General features: G+C 73.1%; 21 protein-coding genes. 18 read left to right on the top strand and 3 right to left on the bottom strand.

Translation table 11 applies throughout. The features are described 5' to 3' along the window. The first annotated feature begins 19 nt into the window (after positions 1 to 19). The 7 genes from OOK31_RS23590 (at position 20) to OOK31_RS23560 (ending at position 8,423) form a co-directional block, all read left to right on the top strand. Positions 20 to 259 (top strand): hypothetical protein, encoded by a 240-nt coding sequence (locus OOK31_RS23590; RefSeq protein ID WP_249771655.1) that lies wholly within the window; start codon positions 20 to 22, stop codon positions 257 to 259. Between the two features lie 39 nt (positions 260 to 298). Next, positions 299 to 1,663, top strand: coding sequence for an NYN domain-containing protein (locus OOK31_RS23585; protein WP_267089523.1), 1,365 nt, complete (start codon positions 299 to 301; stop codon positions 1,661 to 1,663). A gap of 296 nt (positions 1,664 to 1,959) precedes the next feature. Further along, the gene (locus OOK31_RS23580; RefSeq protein ID WP_267089290.1) at positions 1,960 to 3,009 is read left to right on the top strand and encodes a C40 family peptidase; all 1,050 of its coding nucleotides are present in this window, start codon (positions 1,960 to 1,962) and stop codon (positions 3,007 to 3,009) included. A 243-nt stretch (positions 3,010 to 3,252) separates the two neighbouring features. Continuing rightward, complete coding sequence (locus OOK31_RS23575; RefSeq protein WP_267089289.1) at positions 3,253 to 4,308, top strand: C40 family peptidase; 1,056 nt, start codon at positions 3,253 to 3,255, stop codon at positions 4,306 to 4,308. A gap of 34 nt (positions 4,309 to 4,342) precedes the next feature. Then, positions 4,343 to 5,464: a hypothetical protein gene (locus OOK31_RS23570; protein WP_267089288.1), complete on the top strand. Its 1,122-nt coding sequence runs from the start codon at positions 4,343 to 4,345 to the stop codon at positions 5,462 to 5,464. A 23-nt stretch (positions 5,465 to 5,487) separates the two neighbouring features. After that, the gene (locus tag OOK31_RS23565; RefSeq protein WP_267089287.1) at positions 5,488 to 6,630 is read left to right on the top strand and encodes a glycosyltransferase family 4 protein; all 1,143 of its coding nucleotides are present in this window, start codon (positions 5,488 to 5,490) and stop codon (positions 6,628 to 6,630) included. Between the two features lie 176 nt (positions 6,631 to 6,806). Beyond that, complete coding sequence (locus tag OOK31_RS23560) at positions 6,807 to 8,423, top strand: GMC oxidoreductase (protein ID WP_267089286.1); 1,617 nt, start codon at positions 6,807 to 6,809, stop codon at positions 8,421 to 8,423. 31 nt (positions 8,424 to 8,454) lie between these two features. Here OOK31_RS23560 and OOK31_RS23555 read toward each other — a convergent pair whose 3' ends face one another. Next, positions 8,455 to 10,251 carry a long-chain fatty acid--CoA ligase gene (locus tag OOK31_RS23555; protein WP_267089285.1) on the bottom strand — a complete coding sequence of 599 codons (1,797 nt, stop codon included), beginning with the start codon at positions 10,249 to 10,251 and terminating at the stop codon, positions 8,455 to 8,457. Between the two features lie 286 nt (positions 10,252 to 10,537). Between OOK31_RS23555 and OOK31_RS23550 the strand changes: the two genes are divergently transcribed. The 6 genes from OOK31_RS23550 (at position 10,538) to OOK31_RS23525 (ending at position 15,533) form a co-directional block, all read left to right on the top strand. Next, complete coding sequence (locus OOK31_RS23550; RefSeq protein WP_267089284.1) at positions 10,538 to 11,320, top strand: metallophosphoesterase; 783 nt, start codon at positions 10,538 to 10,540, stop codon at positions 11,318 to 11,320. Positions 11,321 to 11,502: 182 nt separating this feature from the next. Then, positions 11,503 to 11,949 carry an SRPBCC family protein gene (locus OOK31_RS23545; protein WP_267089283.1) on the top strand — a complete coding sequence of 149 codons (447 nt, stop codon included), beginning with the start codon at positions 11,503 to 11,505 and terminating at the stop codon, positions 11,947 to 11,949. Positions 11,950 to 12,026: 77 nt separating this feature from the next. Beyond that, on the top strand, positions 12,027 to 13,184 hold the full coding sequence (locus OOK31_RS23540; protein WP_267089282.1) for an ArsA family ATPase: 1,158 nt from the start codon (positions 12,027 to 12,029) through the stop codon (positions 13,182 to 13,184). 67 nt (positions 13,185 to 13,251) lie between these two features. Next, positions 13,252 to 13,719: a DUF5304 domain-containing protein gene (locus OOK31_RS23535; protein ID WP_267089281.1), complete on the top strand. Its 468-nt coding sequence runs from the start codon at positions 13,252 to 13,254 to the stop codon at positions 13,717 to 13,719. A gap of 61 nt (positions 13,720 to 13,780) precedes the next feature. Next, entirely contained in the window at positions 13,781 to 14,722 is a 942-nt protein-coding gene (locus OOK31_RS23530; protein WP_267089280.1) for an ROK family glucokinase, read from the top strand. A 55-nt stretch (positions 14,723 to 14,777) separates the two neighbouring features. Further along, positions 14,778 to 15,533, top strand: a complete 756-nt coding sequence (locus OOK31_RS23525; protein WP_267089279.1) for an endonuclease/exonuclease/phosphatase family protein — start codon at positions 14,778 to 14,780, stop codon at positions 15,531 to 15,533. Positions 15,534 to 15,647: 114 nt separating this feature from the next. Here OOK31_RS23525 and OOK31_RS23520 read toward each other — a convergent pair whose 3' ends face one another. Both OOK31_RS23520 and OOK31_RS23515 read right to left on the bottom strand, forming a co-directional pair. Next, a complete protein-coding gene (locus tag OOK31_RS23520; RefSeq protein ID WP_267089278.1) occupies positions 15,648 to 16,187 on the bottom strand; it encodes a hypothetical protein in 540 nt (179 codons plus the stop codon). Continuing rightward, positions 16,180 to 16,959, bottom strand: a complete 780-nt coding sequence (locus OOK31_RS23515; RefSeq protein WP_267089277.1) for a carboxylesterase — start codon at positions 16,957 to 16,959, stop codon at positions 16,180 to 16,182. The genes OOK31_RS23520 and OOK31_RS23515 overlap by 8 nt, the downstream gene beginning before the upstream one ends. Positions 16,960 to 17,122: 163 nt before the next feature. On the opposite strand from OOK31_RS23515, the gene OOK31_RS23510 reads away from it, so the two are divergent. From OOK31_RS23510 to OOK31_RS23490, 5 genes are all read left to right on the top strand, one after another. Beyond that, a complete protein-coding gene (locus tag OOK31_RS23510) occupies positions 17,123 to 17,851 on the top strand; it encodes a 1-acyl-sn-glycerol-3-phosphate acyltransferase (RefSeq protein WP_267089522.1) in 729 nt (242 codons plus the stop codon). Positions 17,852 to 17,887: 36 nt separating this feature from the next. Continuing rightward, on the top strand, positions 17,888 to 19,099 hold the full coding sequence (locus OOK31_RS23505; RefSeq protein ID WP_267089276.1) for a MacS family sensor histidine kinase: 1,212 nt from the start codon (positions 17,888 to 17,890) through the stop codon (positions 19,097 to 19,099). 23 nt (positions 19,100 to 19,122) lie between these two features. Beyond that, positions 19,123 to 19,767 carry a response regulator transcription factor gene (locus OOK31_RS23500; RefSeq protein ID WP_267089521.1) on the top strand — a complete coding sequence of 215 codons (645 nt, stop codon included), beginning with the start codon at positions 19,123 to 19,125 and terminating at the stop codon, positions 19,765 to 19,767. Positions 19,768 to 19,919: 152 nt separating this feature from the next. Continuing rightward, positions 19,920 to 20,948, top strand: coding sequence for a 6-phosphofructokinase (locus OOK31_RS23495; protein ID WP_267089520.1), 1,029 nt, complete (start codon positions 19,920 to 19,922; stop codon positions 20,946 to 20,948). A gap of 95 nt (positions 20,949 to 21,043) precedes the next feature. Beyond that, positions 21,044 to 22,039, top strand: a complete 996-nt coding sequence (locus tag OOK31_RS23490; protein WP_267089519.1) for a 2-hydroxyacid dehydrogenase — start codon at positions 21,044 to 21,046, stop codon at positions 22,037 to 22,039. The last annotated feature ends 1 nt before the right edge of the window (position 22,040 follow it).

The following is a 22,040-nucleotide window of genomic DNA, read 5'->3' as shown; positions in this document are numbered from 1 at the left end:
CGAAGGAGAGAGCGGCCCGATGACGGTTCCCCTGCCGACCGACACCACCCGGTGGCGCTGCACGCTGTGCGGCAACCTCACGCGCTTCGACGTCACCCGTTCGTCGAAGGTCGTGGAGTACGTCCACCTGGACCTCGCCGGGGAGCCCAAGGTCGAGGAGCGCGAGGTGGTCAGTGAGACCATCGAGTCGGTCCGCTGCCGCTGGTGCAACGCGGTGGACCAGATCGAGCTCGTGGACAGGCCGGGCGCCGACTCCTGACGGAGCGGGGCCCACAGTAGATCACGGTAGGGGTGACGGATTGTGGAGCCAGCAAGCGGCGCTGAGCCGGCCGACGCGGCCGGCGACGCCGCAGAGGTGCTCGACCGCCCGCTGCCGGAAGGCGTGCGGCGCCGGGTCGTCGCGCTCGTGTCGGACGCCTTCGGCGGGCTGACGGTCGCGGACCTCCCGGCGCAGCTGCGCCAGTACGCCCGTTTCACCCCGACCCGGCGCGCCAAGTTCGCGGGCAACGCCATGGCCGCCGCCGTGGAGACCGACGGGGTCTTCCGAGGCCGGATCGCGGAGAAGCTGCGCGAGGCGCAGTCGGAGCTGGCCGGGGCGCTGGAGGCCGGGGCCCCGCCCGCCGCCGCCGATCCGCTGGACGTGGCGGCCGCGGCGTACGTGCTGCGCCCGGCCGGCTGGGTCAAGCTGGTCGCCGCCGCGGGCGAGGAGGCGCAGCGCGCCGACGCCGAGCGGGTGGGCGACGAGACCCGCCGGGAACTGGAGCGGCTGCGCGAGGAGCTGGCCCAGGTCCGCGAGGCGCAGCGGTCCGGCGGGGAGCAGGTGCGGACCGAGCTGGAGGCCGCGCGCAAGGAAGCGGAATCGCTTCAGCGCAAGCTGCGCAGTGCTCTGAGCGACGTCAAGCGGGGCGAGGCGGCGCTGCGCAAGGTGGGCGCCGAGATCGACGGGATCCGCGGTGAGGCGGCCGCGCAGGTGGCCGCCGCCGAGAGCGAGACCCGGCGGCTGAAGTCCCGTCTGGCGGAGGTGGAGTCGGCGCTGGAGACCTCGCGCCGGGCCACCCGCGAGGGGCGCAGCATCGAGGACATGCGGCTGCGGCTGCTGCTGGACACCGTGCTGGACGCGGCGGCGGGGCTGCGGCGCGAGCTGGCGCTGCCGCCGGTCTCGACGCGGCCGGCGGACACGGTGGAGGCGGTGGAGCCGGGCCGGATGACCCCGAAGGACATCGCGGCGCGGGCCCTGTCGGAGACCGATCCGGCGCTGCTGGACCAGCTGTTGGCGCTGCCCCAGGCGCATCTGGTGGTCGACGGCTACAACGTGACCAAGACCGGCTATCCGACGATGCCGCTGGAGAAGCAGCGGCTGCGGCTGCTGGGCGGGCTGTCGATGCTGGCCGCGCAGACGGGCGCCGAGATGACCTGTGTCTTCGACGGGGCGGAGCTGGCGGCGCCGGTGCTGCTCGCGCCGCCGCGCGGGGTGCGGGTGCTGTTCTCCAAGGCCGGGGTGACGGCGGACGAGTTGATCCGCCAGCTGGTGCGGGCCGAGCCGCCGGGCCGGCCGGTCGTGGTGGTCTCCACCGACCGCGAGGTGGCCGACGGGGTGGCGAAGGCGGGAGCCCGGCCGGTGACGTCCGCGCTGCTGCTGAAGAGGCTCGCGCGGGTGTCCTGACCCGTCCCGCTTCGGGCGGGTCGGTCCGCTTTCCCAACATCTGTTCCCCATGCCGGAATTGGCGGTGCGCGGGGAGGACGGACCGTCAACTCCCCGGCACGCAGCGTGCGCCGTAGGTAAAGAACCCGCTCGGGAAGCGGAATTTTGCTGCCGGGGATTTGAAGTGATCACAGGCGGGTCACTAGGGTCTGCTCAAACCTTCGTGCGATAGGTCACCCATTCGGGGTGTCGGCGGAGGCCCGCTGCCGAGTGTGCGACCCGTCTTCGGCGGCTCCAGGGAGAAGGAGCACGCGTTCGTGGCGTCCCACCGTCGACCCAAGCCGCCGACCCGCACCCGCGTGAGCGTCCTCACCGCCCTCGCCACCGCCGCCGTCGCGCTCTCCGCGCAGTCGGCCTCCGCGGCCCCGGACAAGCCGACCAAGGACGAGGTCAAGGCCCAGGTCGACGCCCTCTACGAGGAGTCCGAGCAGGCGGGCGAGAAGGCCAACGCGGCCAAGGACCGTCAGGACAAGCTGGAGAAGGAGATCGCTCAGCTCCAGGACCAGGTCGCACGCGGCCAGGACGAGCTCAACAGCCTGCGCAACACCCTCGGTTCGATGGCCACGGCCCAGTACCGCGGCGGCGGCCTCGACCCGTCCGTGGCGCTGCTGCTCTCCGCCGACCCCGAGACCTACCTCGACAAGGCCTCCACGCTCCAGCAGCTGAGCGGCAAGCAGGTCGACGCGATATCCCAGATCCAGGCCAAGCAGCGGTCCCTCGCCCAGCAGCGCGCGGAGGCCACCGGCAAGCTCGCCGACCTCGACGCCACCCGTAAGGAGCTGGCCGAGAAGAAGAAGGCCTCCCAGGACAAGCTCGCCGCCGCCCAGGCCCAGCTCAACTCGCTCACCGCGGAGGACCGCGCCCAGCTGAAGAGCGAGGCGGCCAAGGAGGGCGCGGACGCCGCGAAGGCAGCGGGCGGGAGCGACGGGAGCGCCAAGCCCGGTGCGGTGAAGGGCTCGGGCCGGGCCGCGGCCGCCCTCGCCGCCGCGGTGACCCAGGAGGGCAAGGGCTACAACCTGGGCTCCACCGGCATGGCGTACTGGGACTGCTCGAGCCTGGCGCAGTGGGCCTACGGGCAGGCCGGCGTCCAGATCAGCCGCACCACCTACACGCAGGTCAACGACGGCACGCGCATCGGCATGAGCCAGCTCCAGCCCGGAGACCTGGTCTTCTTCTACGACGACCTGCACCACGTCGGCCTCTACGCGGGCAACGGCCAGGTCTTCCACGCCTCCAACCCCAGGGGCGGCGTCAAGTACGAAGCCATGAGGAACATGCCCTTCCAGTTCGGCGTCCGGGTCGGCTGACCCGCCCCGCCCCCCCGGGGACGCGCCGTGCACCGCCCATCCGGGCGAATTGCACGGCCCCTCCCTGACCCCGCGCCCCGCCGGTGACCTGCGTCTGAGGCGGGGCGTCGCCGTGTGCGCCCGCCGGGGGTCGTTGGCCGGTGCGTGACGCTGCGGCTACTGTCTGCCAGCGCGGAACCCCGGTACACGGCCGTCCACGGGGGGCGGACCCGGGCCCCGCGCAGCGGAAGGGAGCGGTTCCACGTGGCGTCCCATCGCCGGACCGGGCTCAACGGCCTCGACCGGAACACCAAGGTCACCGTCTTCACCGCCGCCGCCGCGGCCACCGCCGCCGTGGCCATGGCGGGCGCGCCGGCCGGCGCGGCCCCCGCGCTCCCGCAGGAACCCCAGGGCTCCCGCGCCCAGGTCGACCGGCTCTTCGAAGAGGCGGAGCAGGCCACCGAACGGTTCAACGAGGCGGGCGAGAAGGCCGACCGGCTACGGGCCGAGATCGGCCGGGCCCAGGACGCGGTGGCCCGGGGCCAGGACCGCATCAACACCATGCGCGGGGTCCTCGGCACCTTCGCCGGGGCCCAGTACCGCTCCGGCGGCCTCGACCCCGCCGTCGAGCTGATGCTGTCCGACGACCCCGGCGACTACCTCGACAAGGCCGCCGTCCTGAACCGGCTCAGCGGCCGCCAGGCCCAGCAGCTGGGTGAACTCCGCGAGGAGCAGCGCCGGATCGGCCAGCAGCGCGAGGAGGCCTCCCACAAGCTCGCCGAACTCGACGCCCTGCGCTCCGACGTGGCCCGGCACAAGCGCTCCGTCACCGCGAAGCTCGCCGCCGCCCGCCGCCTGCTGGAGACGATGCCCTCCGCGGAGCGCGCCGACTTCGAACGGGCCTCGCGCTCGGGCGGCCGCGCCGAGGGGCTGCCCGAGCCGCCGGGAGCCTCCCACGGGGGCGGCCGGGCCTCGGGGCGGGCGATGACCGCCGTGATGGCGGCCCGCGCCGCCGTCGGGCGGCCGTACGTATGGGGCTCCACCGGCCCCACCGGCTTCGACTGCTCCGGGCTGATGGTGTGGTCGTACCGGCAGGCGGGCGTCGCGCTGCCGCGCACCTCGCAGGCCCAGCGGCACGCCGGCCGGCAGGTGCCGCTCTCGCAGGCCCAGCCCGGGGACCTGGTGACGTACCGCTCGGACGCCAGCCACGTCGGCATGTACGTGGGCAACGGCCAGGTGGTGCACGCCCCCTACCCGGGGGCGCGGGTGCGCTACGACCCCGTCGGGATGATGCCGGTGTCCTCCGTCACCCGGCCCTGACGGCCCCGGCCGTGCAGGTGCGTACGATCGGCTGATGTTCCCGGTCCCGCGCCCCGTACGCCTGCTGGCGCTGCTGCTGTGCGCGCTCCTCGCCGGGTGCGCGGAGCAGGCTCCGCCCGACGGCGGCGCCGGGCGGGAGGTCCGGGAGGCCGTCGCCGCCTGGTCGCGGCAGCCGCCGGCCGCGCTCGCCGGGATCCCGCTGGAGGACTGGTCGTACGAGGTCACCGACGTGCCCCGGGCAGTCGGCGCGCAGGGCGGCCGGGTGCCGGCCCGGCTGCGCTACCGGCTCCAGGGCTACGACGCGGCGCCCGTCGAGGCGCGGCGCAGCGTCGAGGTCCGGCGCGTCGGGGACCGCTACGAGGTCCTCGGCGACCGGCCCGCGGAGCACGCCCCGCCGCAGCTGTGGGACCAGGGGCCGGTGGAGACCGTCAAGGGCGAGCACTCCCTCGTCCTGGGCACCGGCCGGCCGGCCGGAGAGCTGGCCCGGGTCGCGGGTGAGGCCGACCGGGCGGTGCCCGCCGCGAGCGCCGCCTGGCCCCGCGCGTGGGCGCGGCGGGTGGTCGTCCTGGTCCCCGCCTCCCTGGACGCCATGGCCTCGCTGCTGGGCCGCCCGGCCGCCGAGTACCGGGGCCTGGGCGCCGTCACCACCGGCAGCACCGGCGGCGGGCCCGCCCCCGCCGACCGCGTCGTGATCAACCCCGAGGGGTACGCGGAGCTCAGCGAGGCCGGCCGCGGGATCGTCCTGACCCACGAGGTCACCCACGTCGCGACCCGCGCCGCCACCTCGGCCTCGACCCCGCAGTGGCTCTCCGAGGGCTTCGCGGACTGGGCGGCGTACCGCGGCTCCGCCACCACCGCGGCGCGGGCCGCGCCCGCGCTCGCCCGGGCCGTACGGCGCGGCGAGGTGCCCGCCGAACTGCCCCGGGAGGCCGACTTCGCCTTCGGCGGGGACCAGGACACCCTGGCCCGGGCCTACGAAGGGGCCTGGCTGGCCTGCCGGCTCGTCGCGGACCGCTGGGGCGACGAGGCCCTCGTACGCCTCTACGAGCACGCGGGCCGGGAATCGCTGCCCGCCGCCCTGGACCGGACCCTGGGCGTGGACGAGGCCGCACTGACCCGGGACTGGCGGGCGGCACTGCGGGAGGAACTGCGCTGAGGCCGTCCGGTACGTTGGCAGCGATGCACAAGACGCTGATCGTGACCAACGACTTCCCGCCGCGCCCGGGCGGCATCCAGGCCTTCCTGCACAACATGGCGCTGCGCCTCGACCCCGAGCAGGTCGTCGTCTACGCCTCCACCTGGAAGCACGGTGCGGAGGGCCGCGAGGCCACCGCCGCCTTCGACGCCGAGCAGCCCTTCCCGGTGGTGCGCGACCGCACGACCATGCTGCTGCCGACGCCCCGGGTGACCCGCCGCGCGGTGTCCCTGCTGCGCGAACACGGCTGCGAGTCCGTGTGGTTCGGGGCCGCGGCCCCGCTCGGGCTGATGGGTCCGGCGCTGCGCCGGGCCGGGGCGCGCCGCCTCGTCGCGACCACCCACGGGCACGAGGCGGGCTGGGCCCAGCTGCCGGCCGCGCGGCAACTGCTGCGCCGGATCGGCGAGGGCACCGACACCCTGACCTACCTGGGGGAGTACACCCGCTCGCGGATCGCCTCGGCGGTGACGGACCGGGCGGCGGCCCGGATGGTGCAACTGCCGCCCGGGGTGGACGAGAAGACCTTCCACCCGGAGTCGGGCGGAGCGGAGGTCCGGGCCGGGCTCGGGCTGACCGACCGGCCGGTGGTCGTCTGCGTCTCGCGCCTCGTTCCCCGCAAGGGGCAGGACACGCTGATCGAGGCGATGCCGCGGATCCTGGCGGCGGTGCCGGACGCGGTGCTGCTGATCGTGGGCGGCGGGCCGTACGAGGCGGACCTGCGGGCGCTGGCCGCCTCGACCGGGGTCGCGGACTCGGTGGTCTTCACGGGGGCGGTCCCGTGGTCCGAACTGCCCGCCCACTACGGCGCGGGCGACGTCTTCGCGATGCCGTGCCGGACCCGGCGGGGCGGGCTGGACGTGGAGGGGCTCGGCATCGTCTACCTGGAGGCCTCCGCGACGGGCCTGCCGGTGGTCGCGGGCGACTCCGGCGGGGCGCCCGACGCGGTGCTGGACGGGGAGACGGGCTGGGTGGTCCGGGGCGGCGCCCCCGACGACGCGGCGGACCGGATCACCGCCCTGCTGCTGGACCCGGCCCTGCGGGCGCGCATGGGCGAACGCGGGCGCGCGTGGGTCGAGGAGAAGTGGCGCTGGGACCTCCTGGCGGAACGCCTGCGCGAGCTGCTGTAGAGGGGCTGAAAAGACAGCCCCTCCGGCGTTTGAGGAGCGGGGTCCGGGGCGGAGCCCCGGGAGACGGCGAAAGGGCGGGGCGGGGACAGGCTCCGCGCAGCCACGGCTGACTGTCTCTCAGATACCTGTCAGGACGGCGTCTGGCTGGATGGACGCATTCCGCCCATGATGCGCCCATGACACCCAATCTGACGCGCCGTCACCTCCTGGGACTCGGCGCACTCTCGACCGCCTCCGCCCTCGGGTTCACACGGATCGGCCTGGCCTCCGCCTCCGCCGCCGAGCCCGCCGCGGCCCAGTACGCCCCCGCCGTGGTCGTCGGCTCCGGCTACGGGTCCGCCGTCGCCGCCCTGCGCCTCGGGCAGGCGGGGGTGCGTACCGTCGTCCTGGAGATGGGCCGGCTCTGGGACACCCCCGGGCCCGACGGCAAGGTCTTCCCCTCCACCTCGGCGCCCGACCAGCGCTCCATGTGGTTCCGCACCCGCACCGAGGCCCCGCTCGCCCAGTTCCTCTGGCTCGACGTGGTCAACCGCGACATCAGCCCCTACCCCGGCGTCCTGGACCGCGTGAACTACGGGGACATGTCCGTGTACGTGGGCCGCGGCGTCGGCGGCGGGTCCCTGGTCAACGGCGGCATGGCGCCGACCCCGAGGCGCTCGTACTTCTCCGAGGTGCTGCCGCAGGTCGACGCCGACGAGATGTACGGCACCTGGTTCCCCCGCGCCCGCGCCATGCTCGGCGTCAACGACATCGACCCGGCCTGGTTCGAGTCCACGGAGTGGTACCGCTTCGCCCGGACCTCCCGCAAGCACGCCCACAACACCGGTCTGAGGACCGTCTTCGTGCCCAACGTCTACGACTTCGGGTACATGCAGCGCGAGGCCGCCGGCACCGCCACCCGCTCCGCGCTCGCCGGGGAGGTCATCTACGGCAACAACCACGGCAAGAAGAGCGTGGACAAGACCTACCTGGCCGCCGCCCTCGGCACCGGCAACGTCACCATCGAGACCATGCAGCGCGTGGTCGGCGTACGCCAGGACCCGGCGGGCGGGTACGTCCTCACCGTCCGCACCATCGACCTGAGCGGCCGGGTCACCCAGGTCCGCGAACTCGGCTGCAAGCAGCTCTTCCTGGGCGCGGGAAGCCTCGGCACCACCGAGATCCTGCTGCGCGCCAGGGAGACCGGCGCCCTGCCCGCGCTCAGCGAGGAGGTCGGGCTCGGCTGGGGCCACAACGGCAACGTCATGACCGCCCGCGCCAACCACATGTGGGACACCGTCGGCGCCCACCAGGCCACCATGCCCGCCCTGGGCATCGACGACTGGGACAACGCCGCCAACCCGGTCTTCGCCGAGATCGCCCCGCTGCCCATGGGCTTCGAGCACTGGATCTCGATGTACCTGGCCATCACCAGGAACCCCGAGCGCGGGCACTTCACCTACGACGCCGCGAGCGACTCGGCGCGGCTGAACTGGACCCGGGACCAGAACACCCCGTCCGTGGAGGCCGCCAAGCGCCTCTTCGACCGGATCAACCGGCGCAACGTCACCGTGTACCGGCACGACCTCTTCGGCGACAACAAGGCCTTCGCCGACAACTTCACCTACCACCCGCTGGGCGGCTGCGTCCTGGGCCGGGCCACCGACGCGTACGGCCGCGCCAAGGGCTACCAGGGGCTGTACGTGGTCGACGGCTCCCTGGTGCCCGGCTCGCTCGGCGTGAACCCGTTCGTGACGATCACGGCCCTCGCCGAGCGCAACCTCGCCAGGATCCTCGCGGAGGACCCCCGCTGAGGCCGTGGCCGGTAGCCGGTAGTCGTGGCCGTCAGCCCCGGTAGAGGGCTTCGATCTCGTCCGCGAAGTCCTTCGCCACCACATTGCGCTTGAGCTTCAGCGACGGCGTGATGTGACCGGACTCCTCCGTGAACTGGGAGCCGAGAATGCGGAACTTCCGCACCGATTCCGCCTTCGAGACGGCGGCGTTGCCGTCGTCCACGGCCTTCTGGACGGCGGCGATCAGATCCGCGTCCTCGCGCAGCTCCGCCGCCGTCACCCCGGCCGGCTTGCCGTTCTCCGCGGCCCACCGGCCGAGGAACTCCTCGTCGATGGTGACCAGCGCCGCCACGAACGGCCGCGCGTCGCCCACCACCATGCACTCGCCGACCAGCGCGTGCGCCCGGATCCGGTCCTCGATCACCGCGGGGGCGACGTTCTTGCCGCCCGCCGTGACGATGAGCTCCTTCTTGCGGCCGGTGATCGCGAGGAAGCCGTCCTCGTCGAGGGTGCCGACGTCACCGGTGTGGAACCAGCCGTCCGTCAGCGCCTCCGCCGTGGCCGTCTCGTTCTTCCAGTACTCCTTGAAGATGTGCTCGCCGTGCAGCAGGACCTCGCCGTCGTCCGCGATGCGCACCACGGAGCCGGGCAGCGGCTGGCCGACCGTACCGATCTTCTGCTTGTCCCACGGGTTGAAGGCCGTGGCCGCGCAGGACTCGGTCAGGCCGTAGCCCTCGAGCACCGTGAAGCCGATACCGCGGAAGAAGTGGCCGAGCCGCTCGCCCAGCGGGGCGCCGCCGGAGATCGCGTACTCGCCGCGCCCGCCGAGGACCGTGTGCAGCTTGCTGTAGACCAGCTTCGAGAAGATCTTGTGCTTGAGCTTCAGCCCGAAGGACGGGCCGCCGGGGGCGTCGAGCGCCCGGCTGTACGCGATCGCCGTCTCGGCGGCCGCGTCGAAGATCCTGCCCTTGCCGTCGGCCTGGGCCTTGGCGCGCGCCGAGTTGTAGACCTTCTCGAAGACGCGCGGCACGCCGAGGATCAGCGTGGGCTTGAAGGACTGCAGCTCGTCGGTGAGGTTCTTGATGTCCGGTACGCAGCCCAGGCGGATCGGCGCCAGCACGGCCGCCACCTCCACCAGGCGGCCGAAGACGTGCGCGGCCGGGAGGAACAGCAGCACCGAGCACTCGCCCGTGCGGAAGAGCGGGCTGAGCCGCTCCACGACGTTCCCGCACTCGGCGAAGAAGTTGCGGTGGGTCAGCACACAGCCCTTGGGGCGGCCGGTGGTGCCCGAGGTGTACACGATGGTGGCCGGGTCGTCGGCGCCGGCCAGCGCGCTGCGCTCGTCGACCTCGGCGTCGGAGACCCCGGCGCCGGCGGCCTTGAGGGTGCCCAGCGCGTCCTGCTCGATCTCCCAGACCTCGCGCAGCTCGGGGAGGCGCTCGCGCAGGGAGGCCACGTTCGCGCTGTGCGCGGGACTCTCCACGATCACCGCGACGGCCCCGGAGTCACCGAGGATCCACTGGATCTGCTCCGGCGAGCTGGTCTCGTAGACGGGGACGGTGACCGCGCCCGCGCTCCAGATCGCGAAGTCGAACAACACCCACTCGTAGCGGGTGCGGGAGATGAGGGCGACCCGGTCGCCGGGCCGGACGCCGGAGGCGATCAGGCCCTTCGCGGCGGCGCGCACCTCGGCGAGGAACTCCGTCGCCGTGACGTCCTGCCACCGGCCGTCGGCCTTGCGGGCCATGACGGCGGTGTCGGGATGCTGGGCGGCGTTGCGGCGGATGAGATCCGTCAGGTTCCCGTCCGAAGGGACCTCGTACAGGGCCGGAAGGCTGAACTCGCGCAAGACTGCTGCTCCTCTGGGCGCCATCGCCACCGTGTGGACCGACCGGACGTTACCCACCGGTAGTGGGTTCCGGATAGAGGGAACCGGCCAGATGTTCCGTGCGTCACATTCTGTACATCGCCAGACATTGCCTGTGGATCCGGGGCCGCTCCCCAGACCCGGAACCGCCCTGCCGACAGTAGTCGACCCGCTTCGAGACTCGGAAGTAACCGCAGGTCCGGCAGGCTGTACGGGCTCCTCCAGGGATCCTCTACCCGTCCGCGGCGCCCGCCCCTAGGGTGGCGGCATGGGTGGCAGCACAGCGCGTACGCGAGTCCACGTCGTCAGCGACGTCCACGGCAACACCGAGGCGCTCGCCCGCGCCGGGGACGGCGCCGACGCGCTGATCTGCCTCGGTGACCTGGTGCTCTTCCTCGACTACGCCGACCACTCGCGCGGCATCTTCCCCGACCTCTTCGGCGTCGAGAACGCCGACCGGATCGTCGAGCTGCGTAATGAGCGCCGGTTCGGCGAGGCGCGCGAATTCGGCCGACGGCTGTGGGACGGGCTCGACAGGGAGCGGCTGATCGAGGAAGCCGTACGCCGCCAGTACGCACAGATGTTCGCGGCCTTCCCCAGTCCCACGTACGCCACCTACGGCAACGTCGACATCCCGGGACTGTGGCAGGAGTACGCCGGACCGGGCACCACCGTCCTCGACGGGCAGCGCGTGGAGATCGGCGGCCGGGTCTTCGGCTTCGTCGGCGGCGGCCTGCCCTCGCCCATGCGCACCCCCTACGAGGTGGACGAGGAGGAGTACGCCGCCAAGGTCGAGGCCCTCGGCGAGGTGGACGTCCTGTGCTCGCACATCCCGCCGGAGGTGCCGGAGCTCTGCTACGACACCGTCGCGCGCCGCTTCGAGCGGGGGAGCGAGGCCCTCCTCGCCGCCATCCGCCGCACCCGGCCGCGGTACGCCCTGTTCGGGCACGTCCACCAGCCGCTGGCCCGGCGGGTCCGGATCGGCGCCACCGAGTGCGTCAACGTCGGCCACTTCGCGGCGACGGGGCGGCCGTGGGCGCTGGAGTGGTGAACCGGGCCGTGCGCGTCGTGCCCTTCGCGTGACGGGAGGGGCCGCAGTGGCGGCACCCGCACGCACGGTAGCCTTCACGCGGCGGCCGGAGGCCCCCGCAGACTTGCCGAAAGACTTGCCGAACTTGTCGAACTCCCCCAGCTCGCGCTGGGAGGTACCACCAGCCCGGAGGAGCGACCGCGATGGCGGAACACACCAGCTCGAGCATCACGATCGAGGCCGCGCCGGCCCAGGTCATGGCCGTGATCGCCGACTTCGCCCGCTACCCCGAATGGACCGGCGAGGTGAAGGAGGCCGAGGTCCTCGCCACCGACGCCGAAGGCCGCGCCGAGAAGGTGCGGCTGCTGCTCGACGCGGGCGCGATCAAGGACGACCACACCCTCGCCTACAGCTGGAAGGGCGCCGACGAGGTCAGCTGGACCCTGGACAAGTCCCAGATGCTCCGGCAGCTGGACGGCTCCTACCGGCTGGCACCGCTCGACGGCGGCCGCACCGAGGTCACCTACCAGCTGACCGTCGACGTCAAGATCCCGATGCTCGGCATGATCAAGCGCAAGGCGGAGAAGGTCATCATCGACCGCGCGCTGGCGGGCCTGAAGAAGCGCGTGGAGAGCGGCACCGCTTCTTGACGCGCGCCGCGCGCCGCTCAGCGCGCCGGCGCGCTGAGCGGCGCGAGGCACGCGTCAAAGAAGGAAGGTCAGGCAGCATGCCGCAGACCCTGTTGATCACCGGCCCCGGAGGGGCAGGGCGGAGCACCGTCGCCGCCGCCACCGCCCTCGCCGCCGCCCACGGCGGACGGCGGGTGCTGCTGCTGTCCGCCGACCCGCTCCCCGAGCTCCCGCCGGCCCCCGGCTTGCGGACCGCCCGCGTCGACTCCGGCGAGGAGTTCCGCAGCGAGCTCGTCGCCCTCCAGGAGCGCGGCTCCGCCGTCATCGGCATGCTCGGCGGCCGGCCGCTGGGCGCCGAGGAGCTCACCGAGCTGCCCGGCGCCGAACAGTTCTCCCTGCTCCGCGCCCTGCGCCGGGCCGCCGAAGATCCCGCGGCCGACCTCGTCGTCGTGGACATGCCCCCGCTGCACCAGGCCCTGACCACCCTCGCCCTCCCCGCCCAGCTGCGCCGCTACCTGGCCCGGCTGCTGCCCGCGGAGCGCCAGGCGGCCCGCGCCCTGCGCCCCGTACTGGCCCAGCTGGCCGGGGTCCCGATGCCCGCCCAGTGGCTCTACGAGGCCGCCGCCCGCTGGGACGAGGAGCTGGCCGCCGTCCAGGCCGTCGTCGAGGCCGCCACGACCCGGGTCCGGCTCGTCGCCGAGCCCGGACCCGCCGCCGACGCCGCCCTGCGCACCGGGCGGCTCGGGCTGGCCCTGTACCGGACCGGAGTCGAGACCCTGGTGGCCAACCGGCTCGCCCCGGCCGGCTCCGCCGACCCCTGGACGGCGGGGATCGCCGCCCAGCAGGACGCCAGCCTCGCCGCGTGGGCCGGCGCGGCCGACGCCGTCCCCGTGACCCGCCTGCCGCACCTGGGCCGCGACCCCCGGGGCTCCGGTGACCTGGCCGTGCTCGCCGCCGCCGACGGGATCGCCCCGCTGCCCGACGGCGGCGGCGCGCAGCCCGCCTGGGCGGTCGAGGACCGGATCGCCGCGGACGGGGTGCTGGCCTGGGTGATCCCGCTGCCCGGCGCCCGCAAGAGCGAGCTCGACCTCGTACGGCGCGGCGACGAGCTGCTCCTCACCGTCGGCCCGTACCGCAGGATCGTTCCGCTGCCCTCGGCGCTGCGCCGCTGCACCGTCTCCGGCGCGGCCCTCGCCGACGGGAAGCTGACCGTCCGCTTCACCCCTGACCCGCAGCTCTGGCCCCGGGGGGACTGAACGCCGTACCCCCGTTCGGGTAAGGTCGAAAGAGGCCGTACCGAACGCCCCGCAAGGAGAATCCGCGATGAGCGAGGCCACCGAGAACGACGCCTGGGCGCAGGCCTGCGCCGAGGACCTCGCCGCCGAGAAGGAGCGCCGCCGGGCCCGTACGCAGGGCGCCGGCGCGAGCACGGGCACCGCCGCCGAGGAGCTGTTCAAGCTGTTCGAGGCCGTCGCCGACAAGGTCTCCTCCCTGGACAATCCGCTCCTCGGCACCGCGGCCCAAGGCGCGGTGCGCGAGTTCGTCAACCAGGCGAGGACCGCCGCCAAGCCCGTCGTCGAGCGCAACCCCGAGGTCTTCGGCCACCTGGCGGCCGCCGGCTCCGAACTGCTGGCGGCCTACCGCTCGGCCGTCGCGGGGCACGAACGCCGCTGGACGCGGGACGAACCGCCCGCACCCCGCAAGCCCGCCGACGACGGCACGGACGCGGGCACCGACGACGGCGGGGACGACCCCGGACCGGGCCCGGCCGAGCGGATCGATCTCGACTGATCCTCCGCCGGCCTCGGGTACGGTGGGCCGTGGCGGGGTTTGACCGGAAACCGAGGGACTAATGGGACTCACCATCGGCGTCGACATCGGCGGCACGAAGATCGCGGCCGGCGTGGTCGACGAAGAGGGCACCATCCTTGAGACGTACAAGGTGCCCACCCCGCCGACCGCGGACGGAGTGACGGAGGCCATCTGCGCCGCCGTGTCCGAGGTCAGCAGCAACCACACCATCGACGCCGTCGGTATCGGCGCCGCCGGATACGTGGACGACAAGCGCGCCACGGTGCTCTTCGCGCCGAACATCAACTGGCGCCACGAGCCCCTGAAGGACAAGGTCGAGCAGCGCATCGGCCTGCCGGTGGTCGTCGAGAACGACGCGAACTGCGCGGCCTGGGGCGAGTACCGCTTCGGCGCCGGCCAGGGCCACGAGGACGTCATCTGCATCACCCTCGGCACCGGCCTGGGCGGCGGCATCATCATCGGCAACAAGCTGCGCCGCGGACGCTTCGGCGTCGCCGCCGAGTTCGGTCACATCCGCGTCGTCCCCGACGGCCTGCTGTGCGGCTGCGGCAGCCAGGGCTGCTGGGAGCAGTACGCCTCCGGGCGCGCGCTCGTCCGCTACGCGAAGCAGCGCGCGAACGCCACCCCCGAGAACGCCGCCGTCCTCCTCGGCCTCGGCGACGGCACCCCCGAGGGCATCGAGGGCAAGCACATCAGCGAAGCCGCGCGGGCCGGAGACCTGGTGGCCATCGACTCCTTCCGCGAGCTCGCCCGCTGGGCCGGCGCGGGCCTGGCCGACCTGGCCTCCCTCTTCGACCCGTCGGCGTTCATCGTCGGCGGCGGGGTCTCCGACGAGGGCGACCTCGTCCTGGACCCGATCCGCAAGTCCTTCAAGCGCTGGCTGATCGGCGGCGCGTGGCGCCCGCACGCGCAGGTACTGGCCGCACAGCTCGGCGGCAAGGCCGGGATGGTCGGCGCCGCGGACCTGGCGCGCCAGGGCTGACCGGATGCCTGCCGTTGCCCGCCGCGCCCCTTGGGGGAGCGGCGGGCAACTGCGTATGTTGCGGAGCATGCTGCCCAACTCTGTGACAGAACCGGACGGTTCAGCCGTGATCCGGGTACTCAGCTACAACATCCGCTCCCTGCGCGACGACGAGGAGGCGCTGGCCCGGGTGATCCGGGCGTGCGCGCCCGACCTGGTCTTCGTCCAGGAGGCGCCGCGGTTCTTCCGCTGGCGCAAGCACGCCGCCCGGCTGGCCTCGAAGGCCGACCTGGTGGTGCTGAGCGGCGGCGCCACGGCCGCCGGCCCGCTGCTGCTGTGCTCGCTACGGGCCTTCGTGGAGCGCACCGAGGACGTGCTCCTGCCGCGCACCCCCGGCCACCACCGGCGGGGCCTCGCGACGGCGGTGGTCCGCTTCGGCGCGGCCAGGGTCGGGGTGGTCAGCGCGCACCTGTCGCTGAACCGGGCGGAACGGACGGCCCAGGCGGGGATGCTGCTGGACCGGGTCGCCGGGCTGGGCACGCCGTACGCGATCGCGGCCGGGGACCTGAACGAGAGCCCGGGCGGCCCCGCCTTCAGCCGCCTCTCCCAGACCCTCCAGGACTGCTGGACGGTCGCCCCCTGGGGCGGGGAGCACACCTTCCCGGCGGCGGCGCCGGACCGGCGCATCGACGCCGTCTTCGCCTCACCGGGCGTCCAGGTCCTCACCTGCGGCGTCCCCGCGGACCTCCCGGGCCTCACCCGGGGGGACCTCCACCGCGCGACGGACCACCTCCCGGTCCTGGCCACCCTCCGGCTGCCCGTTCCTTCTTGACGCGGCCCTCGCACCGCTCGGCCCTGGCGGGCCTCCCCTTTTTGACGCGCCGCTTGCACGGCTCGGCCGCGAGCGGCGCGTGAAGAAGGGGTGCGGTGCGTCAAGAAGGACAGCTCACACCACCGCGCCGCGGCCCGGGTCGTCCTCGTCGTCGTCGCCCTGCGACATGCGGGCCACCAGGGTGGCGAAGCCGCCCAGGAAGCCGCCGATGCCCAAGGTGGTCAGCCACCAGGTCATGTCCCACTGCAGCAGCACCGCCAGCAGCAGCAGGACCGGCCCGCCCACCACCGCCAGCCACGCGAACTTCGCCGTGGTGTCGGCCGGCGGCAGCTCCGGTTCCGGCGGGACGAAGTGTCCCTCCTCGGCCGGGGTCAGGTCGTCGTCCTCCGGTTCCGCCAGGGCGTGGTCCCGGGGGCCCTCGACGCCCACGCCCGGGGCGAAGACCACCGAGCTGCCCAGCGCGGCCGGCGGCGCCGCCGCCGGGGGTTCCGGCTTGACGTCCTCCTCCGGCAGCATCAGGTTCTCGATCGGGCGGAACGGCCTGGCCCCCGGCGGGTCCGGCGGCTCCTGCCCGTACCCGGCGACGATCGCGGCCCACGCCGCTTCCTCGTCCAGCGGGGGAACACCCCCGGAGGACTCCTCGTGCTCAGCCACCGCTGGCCGCCCCCTCCCTGCCGACGCTCTCCGCGAGCCGTCCGACGAACGCAAAACTGTCCGCGAAGATCCGCTCCGCGTCATGGTCCAACGTCGCGACGTGGTAGCTCTGTTCCAGCAGGGTCTCGGTGACGTCCGTCGACGACACCCGGGCCAGGATCCGCGCCGAGTCGACCGGCGGTACGACGTGGTCCTGCGGGCTGTGCAGCAGCAGCACCGGCTGCGTCACCTGCGGCAGTTCGGCGTCGACCAGCCGGAAGAACTTGCGCAGCGAGTCCGCGGCCCGCGTCGGGACCCGGTCGTAGCCGACCTCCGCCGAGCCCGGCTTCGCGATGTCGCTCGCGATGCCCGGCGTCGACCGGATGAAGTGCTTGGCCACCGGAAGGGCTACGGCCAGCGGGTCGTGCACCTTGTTGGCCGGGTTGACGAGCACGATGCCGCTGATCGCGTCCCCGTGCTTGGCGGCCAGCCGCAGCGTCAGCGCGCCGCCCATCGAGAGACCGAAGACGAACACCCGCTCGCACCGGTCCAGCAGCTCCCGCAGCGCGCGGTCGACCTCGGCGTACCAGTCCTGCCAGCCCGTGAGCTGCATGTCCTGCCAGCGCGTCCCGTGTCCGGGCAGCAGCGGCAGGGACACCGTCAGCCCCCGCTCGGCGAGGTACTCGGCCCACGGGCGCAGGGACTGCGGGGAACCGGTGAAGCCGTGGCAGAGGAGGACGCCGACCTCTCCGCCCTCGTGGCGGAAGGGCTCGGCTCCAGGGAGGACGGGCACCAGGGTCTCCTTCAAGGGGGGCGGGGGGTGCGTTGCTCTGTGTGACTTCACCGTACGCGACCGGGGTGGTACCGACCAGGGTCGTCGGGCCGCTCCGGGCGGAGCCAGGGGATAAGGTCTGTTCGACAGACACAGGAAGGCTTTCGAGTTGATCTACGGCGCAATGAAGTTCTCCATCGGCGGTTCCCTGAAGCTCGCTTTCAGGCCGTGGGTGGAGGGCCTCGAGAACATTCCCGCGGAGGGGCCGGCGATCCTCGCGAGCAACCACCTGTCCTTCTCGGACTCCTTCTTCCTTCCGGCCGTGCTGGACCGGAAGGTGACCTTCATCGCGAAGGCGGAGTACTTCACCTCCCCCGGGGTCAAGGGCAAGCTGACGGCGGCCTTCTTCAAGGGCGTCGGCCAGCTCCCCGTGGACCGTTCCGGCGCGCGCGGCGCGGGCGAGGCCGCCATCAAGAGCGGTATCGATGTCATCGAGCGCGGGGAGCTGTTCGGTATCTACCCCGAGGGGACCCGTTCACCCGACGGCCGGCTGTACCGGGGCAAGCCCGGCGGGCTGGCCCGGGTGGCGCTCGCCACCGGCGCGCCCGTGATCCCCGTGGCGATGATCGACACCGAGAAGATCCAGCCGCCCGGCAAGGTGGTCCCGAAGCTGATGCGCCCGGGCATCCGGATCGGCAAGCCGCTGGACTTCAGCCGCTACCACGGGATGGACGGGGACCGCTTCATCCTCCGCTCGGTGACCGACGAGGTCATGTACGAGATCATGAAGCTGTCCGGCCAGGAGTACGTGGACATCTACGCGACGGCCGCCAAGCGGCAGATCGCGGACGCGGAGAAGGCCGCCAAGGCCGACAGCAAGGCCGAGCACAAGGCCGACAAGAGCACGGAGTAGGGCGGTCGCGGCAGCGCCCGCACGGGGGTGGGGGAGATGGCGAAGCGCGAGCGCGTCGTACGGATGTCGGTCGAGCTGCCGCTGTGGCGGGCCCTGACCTTCTACCGGCTGCTCACCATGGTCTACGCGGTGCTGCTCTTCGCCTCCGCGTACAAGCGGTTCGACCACCCCTGGACGGCGGCCGGTTACCTCGCCGTGCTCGCCGTCTGGACCCTCGCCACCTACCCCAGGGTGGCGAACGCGGCCGCCTGCACCAAGGGTTTCCTCGGCGCCGACCTCGTCGTCGCGCTGACCGGCATCCTGCTCACCCCGTTCGCGGACACCCATCAGCGGATCGCCGACGGCGGCCCCACCCTCCCCACCATCTGGACGGCCGGCTCGGTCCTCGCCTTCGCCCTCAAGGGCGGCTGGCGCTGGGCCGGTTTCGCCTCGACCTTCGTCGCCGCCGCCAACATCGCCGTCCACGGCGGCGACCCCACCGAGGACACCCTGCACAACGTGCTGCTGGTCTGGGTCGCCTCCATCGCCATCGGCTACGTCGTCGAGGTCGCCCGGGCCAGCGAAGCCACCCTGGCCCGCGCCCTGGAGATCGAGGCCGCCACCCGCGAGCGCGAACGCCTCGCCCGCGACATCCACGACGGGGTCCTCCAGGTCCTCGCCATGGTCCAGCGGCGCGGCACCGAACTGGGCGGCGAGGCCGCCGAGCTCGGCCGGATGGCGGGCGAGCAGGAGGTCGCGCTGCGCACGCTGGTCTCCAGCGGCCTCGTGCACCCCTCCCGGGTCTCGCGCGACGAGTCGCTGGGCGCGCTGGTGGACACCTACGAGGTGGAGGAGCCCGGAGCCGACGAAGGCGAGCTGGACCTGCGTTCCCTGCTCGCCCCGCACGCCGGCTCGAAGGTGAGCTTCGCCGAGCCGGGCACCCCCGTACCGCTGCCGGTGCCCGCCGCGCGGGAGCTGGCGGCGGCGGTCGGAGCCGCCCTCGACAACGTGCGCAAGCACGCCGGGGAAGGGGCCCGCGCCTGGATCCTCGTCGAGGACTGGGGCGACGAGGTGATCGTCACCGTCCGCGACGACGGCCCGGGCATCCCGGCCGGGCGGCTCGACCAGGCGGAGGGCGAGGGGCGGATGGGCGTCGCCCTGTCCATCCGGGGCCGGCTGCGCGACCTCGGCGGCACCGCCGAGCTGGTGTCCGTCCCCGGACAGGGCACCGAAGTGGAACTGAAAGTACCGAGGGGGAGAACCCAGTGACCGATCCGCACGAGATCAAGGTGATGGTGGTCGACGACCACCCGATGTGGCGGGACGCGGTCGCCCGCGACCTGGCCGCCGCCGGGTTCGACGTCGTGGCCACGGCCGGCGACGGCCCGGAGGCGGTGCGCCGCGCCCGCGCCGTCGTCCCGCACGTCCTGGTCCTCGACCTCAACCTGCCGGGCATGCCCGGGGTCCAGGTCTGCAAGGAGCTGGTCGGCGCCGATCCCGCGCTGCGCGTGCTCGTCCTGTCGGCCAGCGGGGAGCACGCCGACGTCCTGGAGGCGGTCAAGTCCGGGGCGACCGGCTACCTGCTGAAGTCCGCCGGAGCCCAGGAGCTGATCGACGCGGTGAGCCGTACGGCCGCCGGCGACCCGGTGTTCACCCCCGGCCTGGCCGGCCTGGTCCTCGGCGAGTACCGGCGCCTGGCCACCGATCCGGCGCCCGCCACCGCCGACGAGCCGAAGGCCCCGCAGCTGACCGACCGCGAGACCGAGGTGCTGCGCCTGGTGGCGAAGGGCCTGTCGTACAAGCAGATCGCGGAACGCCTGGTCATCTCCCACCGCACGGTGCAGAACCACGTCCAGAACACCCTGGGCAAACTCCAGCTGCACAACCGCGTGGAGCTCGTCCGCTACGCGATAGAGCGCGGCCTCGACGACGCGTAGCGCGCGGAGCCGGTCGTACGTACTGCTTACTTCCTCGTACGAGTGAAAGCGCGGACGCAACGCCCCGTGATTCCACCGGAATTGACCCCTCCAAGGCCCTTGCTGTGACCTGAGTCACCACTAGCGTGACCGTCATGGCGAAGGGAGATTCCATGAAGGTCGGAGTGCTCACGGGCGGCGGCGACTGCCCCGGGCTCAATGCGGTGATCAGGGCCGTCGTCCGCAAGGGCGTCCAGGAGTACGGATACGGGTTCGTCGGGTTCAAGGACGGCTGGCGGGGCGCGGTCGAGGGGGACACCGTCCCGCTCGACATCCCCGCCGTCCGCGGGATCCTGCCCCGCGGCGGCACCATCCTCGGCTCCTCGCGCACCAACCCGTTCAAGACGGAGCACGGGGTCCGCGAGATCAAGGAGAACCTCGCCAAGTACGAGGTCGACGCGCTCATCGCGATCGGCGGCGAGGACACCCTGGGCGTGGCCGCCCGGCTGCACGGGGAGTACGGCATCCCGTGCGTCGGCGTGCCCAAGACCATCGACAACGACCTGTCGGCCACCGACTACACCTTCGGTTTCGACACGGCCGTCGGCATCGCGACCGAGGCCATCGACCGGCTGCACACCACCGCCGAGTCCCACATGCGGGTGCTGGTCGTCGAGGTCATGGGGCGGCACGCCGGCTGGATCGCCCTGCACTCGGGCCTCGCGGGCGGGGCGAACGTCATCCTCATCCCCGAGCAGCGCTTCGACATGGACAAGGTCTGCGCCTGGGTGACCTCCCGGTTCAAGGCGAGCTACGCGCCGATCGTGGTGGTCGCCGAGGGCGCGATGCCGACCGACGGCGAGCTGGTGCTCAAGGACGCCACCACGGACTCCTTCGGGCACGTCCGGCTCTCGGGCGTCGGCGAGTGGCTGGCCAAGGAGATCGAGGCCCGCACCGGCAAGGAGGCCCGTACGACGGTCCTCGGGCACATCCAGCGCGGCGGCACCCCGAGCGCCTTCGACCGCTGGCTGGCCACCCGCTTCGGACTGCACGCGATCGACGCGGTGCGCGACGGGGACTTCGGCAAGATGGTCGCGCTGAAGGGGACCGACATCGTCCGCGTGCCGATCGCCGAGGCCACCTCGAAGCTCAAGACGGTCGACCCCGCGCTGTACGCGGAGGTCGGGGTCTTCTTCGGCTGAGGCCGCCGAGGGCCGGGCGGCCGGGCCGCCGGGCATCGTCGGACCGTGGGTCGTATCGTGACAAACGACCCATGGTTCGACGTACGGGAGCAAGCGTGGAGATCCTGGCCTTCGGAGTGACCGCCGACGAGAAGCCCCTCCTCGAGCGGGCCTTCGCCGGACAGCACGAGGTCCGCTGCCTCGACGTCTTCCTCAGCGAGGACACCGCACCCATCGCCGCCGGGTACGAGATCGTCTCCTCCAGCGTCAACGCCGACCTGAACAGCAGGGTCCTGAACACCCTGTCCGACGGCGGGACGAAGATGATCGCCCAGCGGTCCACCGGCTTCAACAACATCGACCTGGACGTGGCCCGCCGCCTCGGCATGACGGTCGGCCGGGTCTCCTCCTACTCCCCCCACTCGGTGGCCGAGTTCGCCTGGACCCTGGCGATGGCCGTCAACCGCAAGGTCGTCCGCGCCGCGATCCGCACCCGCGACTTCGACTTCCGGCTGAACGGGCTGATGGGCCGCGACTTCCACGGCCGTACGGCCGGTGTCCTCGGCACCGGGAAGATCGGCGCGGCCTTCGCCCGGATCGCCCACGGCTTCGGGATGGACCTCCTCGGCTGGGACGTCGCCCAGAACCCGGCCTGCCTGGAGCTGGGCATGAAGTACGTGGACAAGGAGGAGCTCTTCGCGCGCTCCGACCTGATCAGCCTGCACGTGCCCCTGCTGGACTCCACGCACCACCTCATCGACGCGGCCGCCCTCAAGGCGATGCGCGACGACGTGATCCTCGTGAACTCCAGCCGGGGAGGCCTGATCGACACCGAGGCCCTGGTCGCTGAGCTGCGGGCGGGCCGCTTCACCGGTGTCGGCCTCGACGTGTACGAGGCGGAGGCCGGGGTGTTCTTCCTCGACAAGTCGCTCGAAGCCGTCGAGGACGACACCCTGGCCCGGCTGGTCACCTTCCCGCACGTCGTGGTGACCAGCCACCAGGCCTACTACACGGCCGACGCCGTCGGACAGATCATCGACACCACCGTCCGGAACGTGGCCGACTACCTGGCCGGCCGCCGCTCCGAGAACACCCTCCTGCCGTCCGCCTGAC

It is taken from the genome of Streptomyces sp. NBC_00249 (assembly GCF_026342355.1).
Lineage (GTDB): Bacteria > Actinomycetota > Actinomycetes > Streptomycetales > Streptomycetaceae > Streptomyces.
The sequence above is the reverse complement of the archived record's forward strand: the minus strand, read 5'-3'. Positions and strand labels throughout refer to the sequence as shown.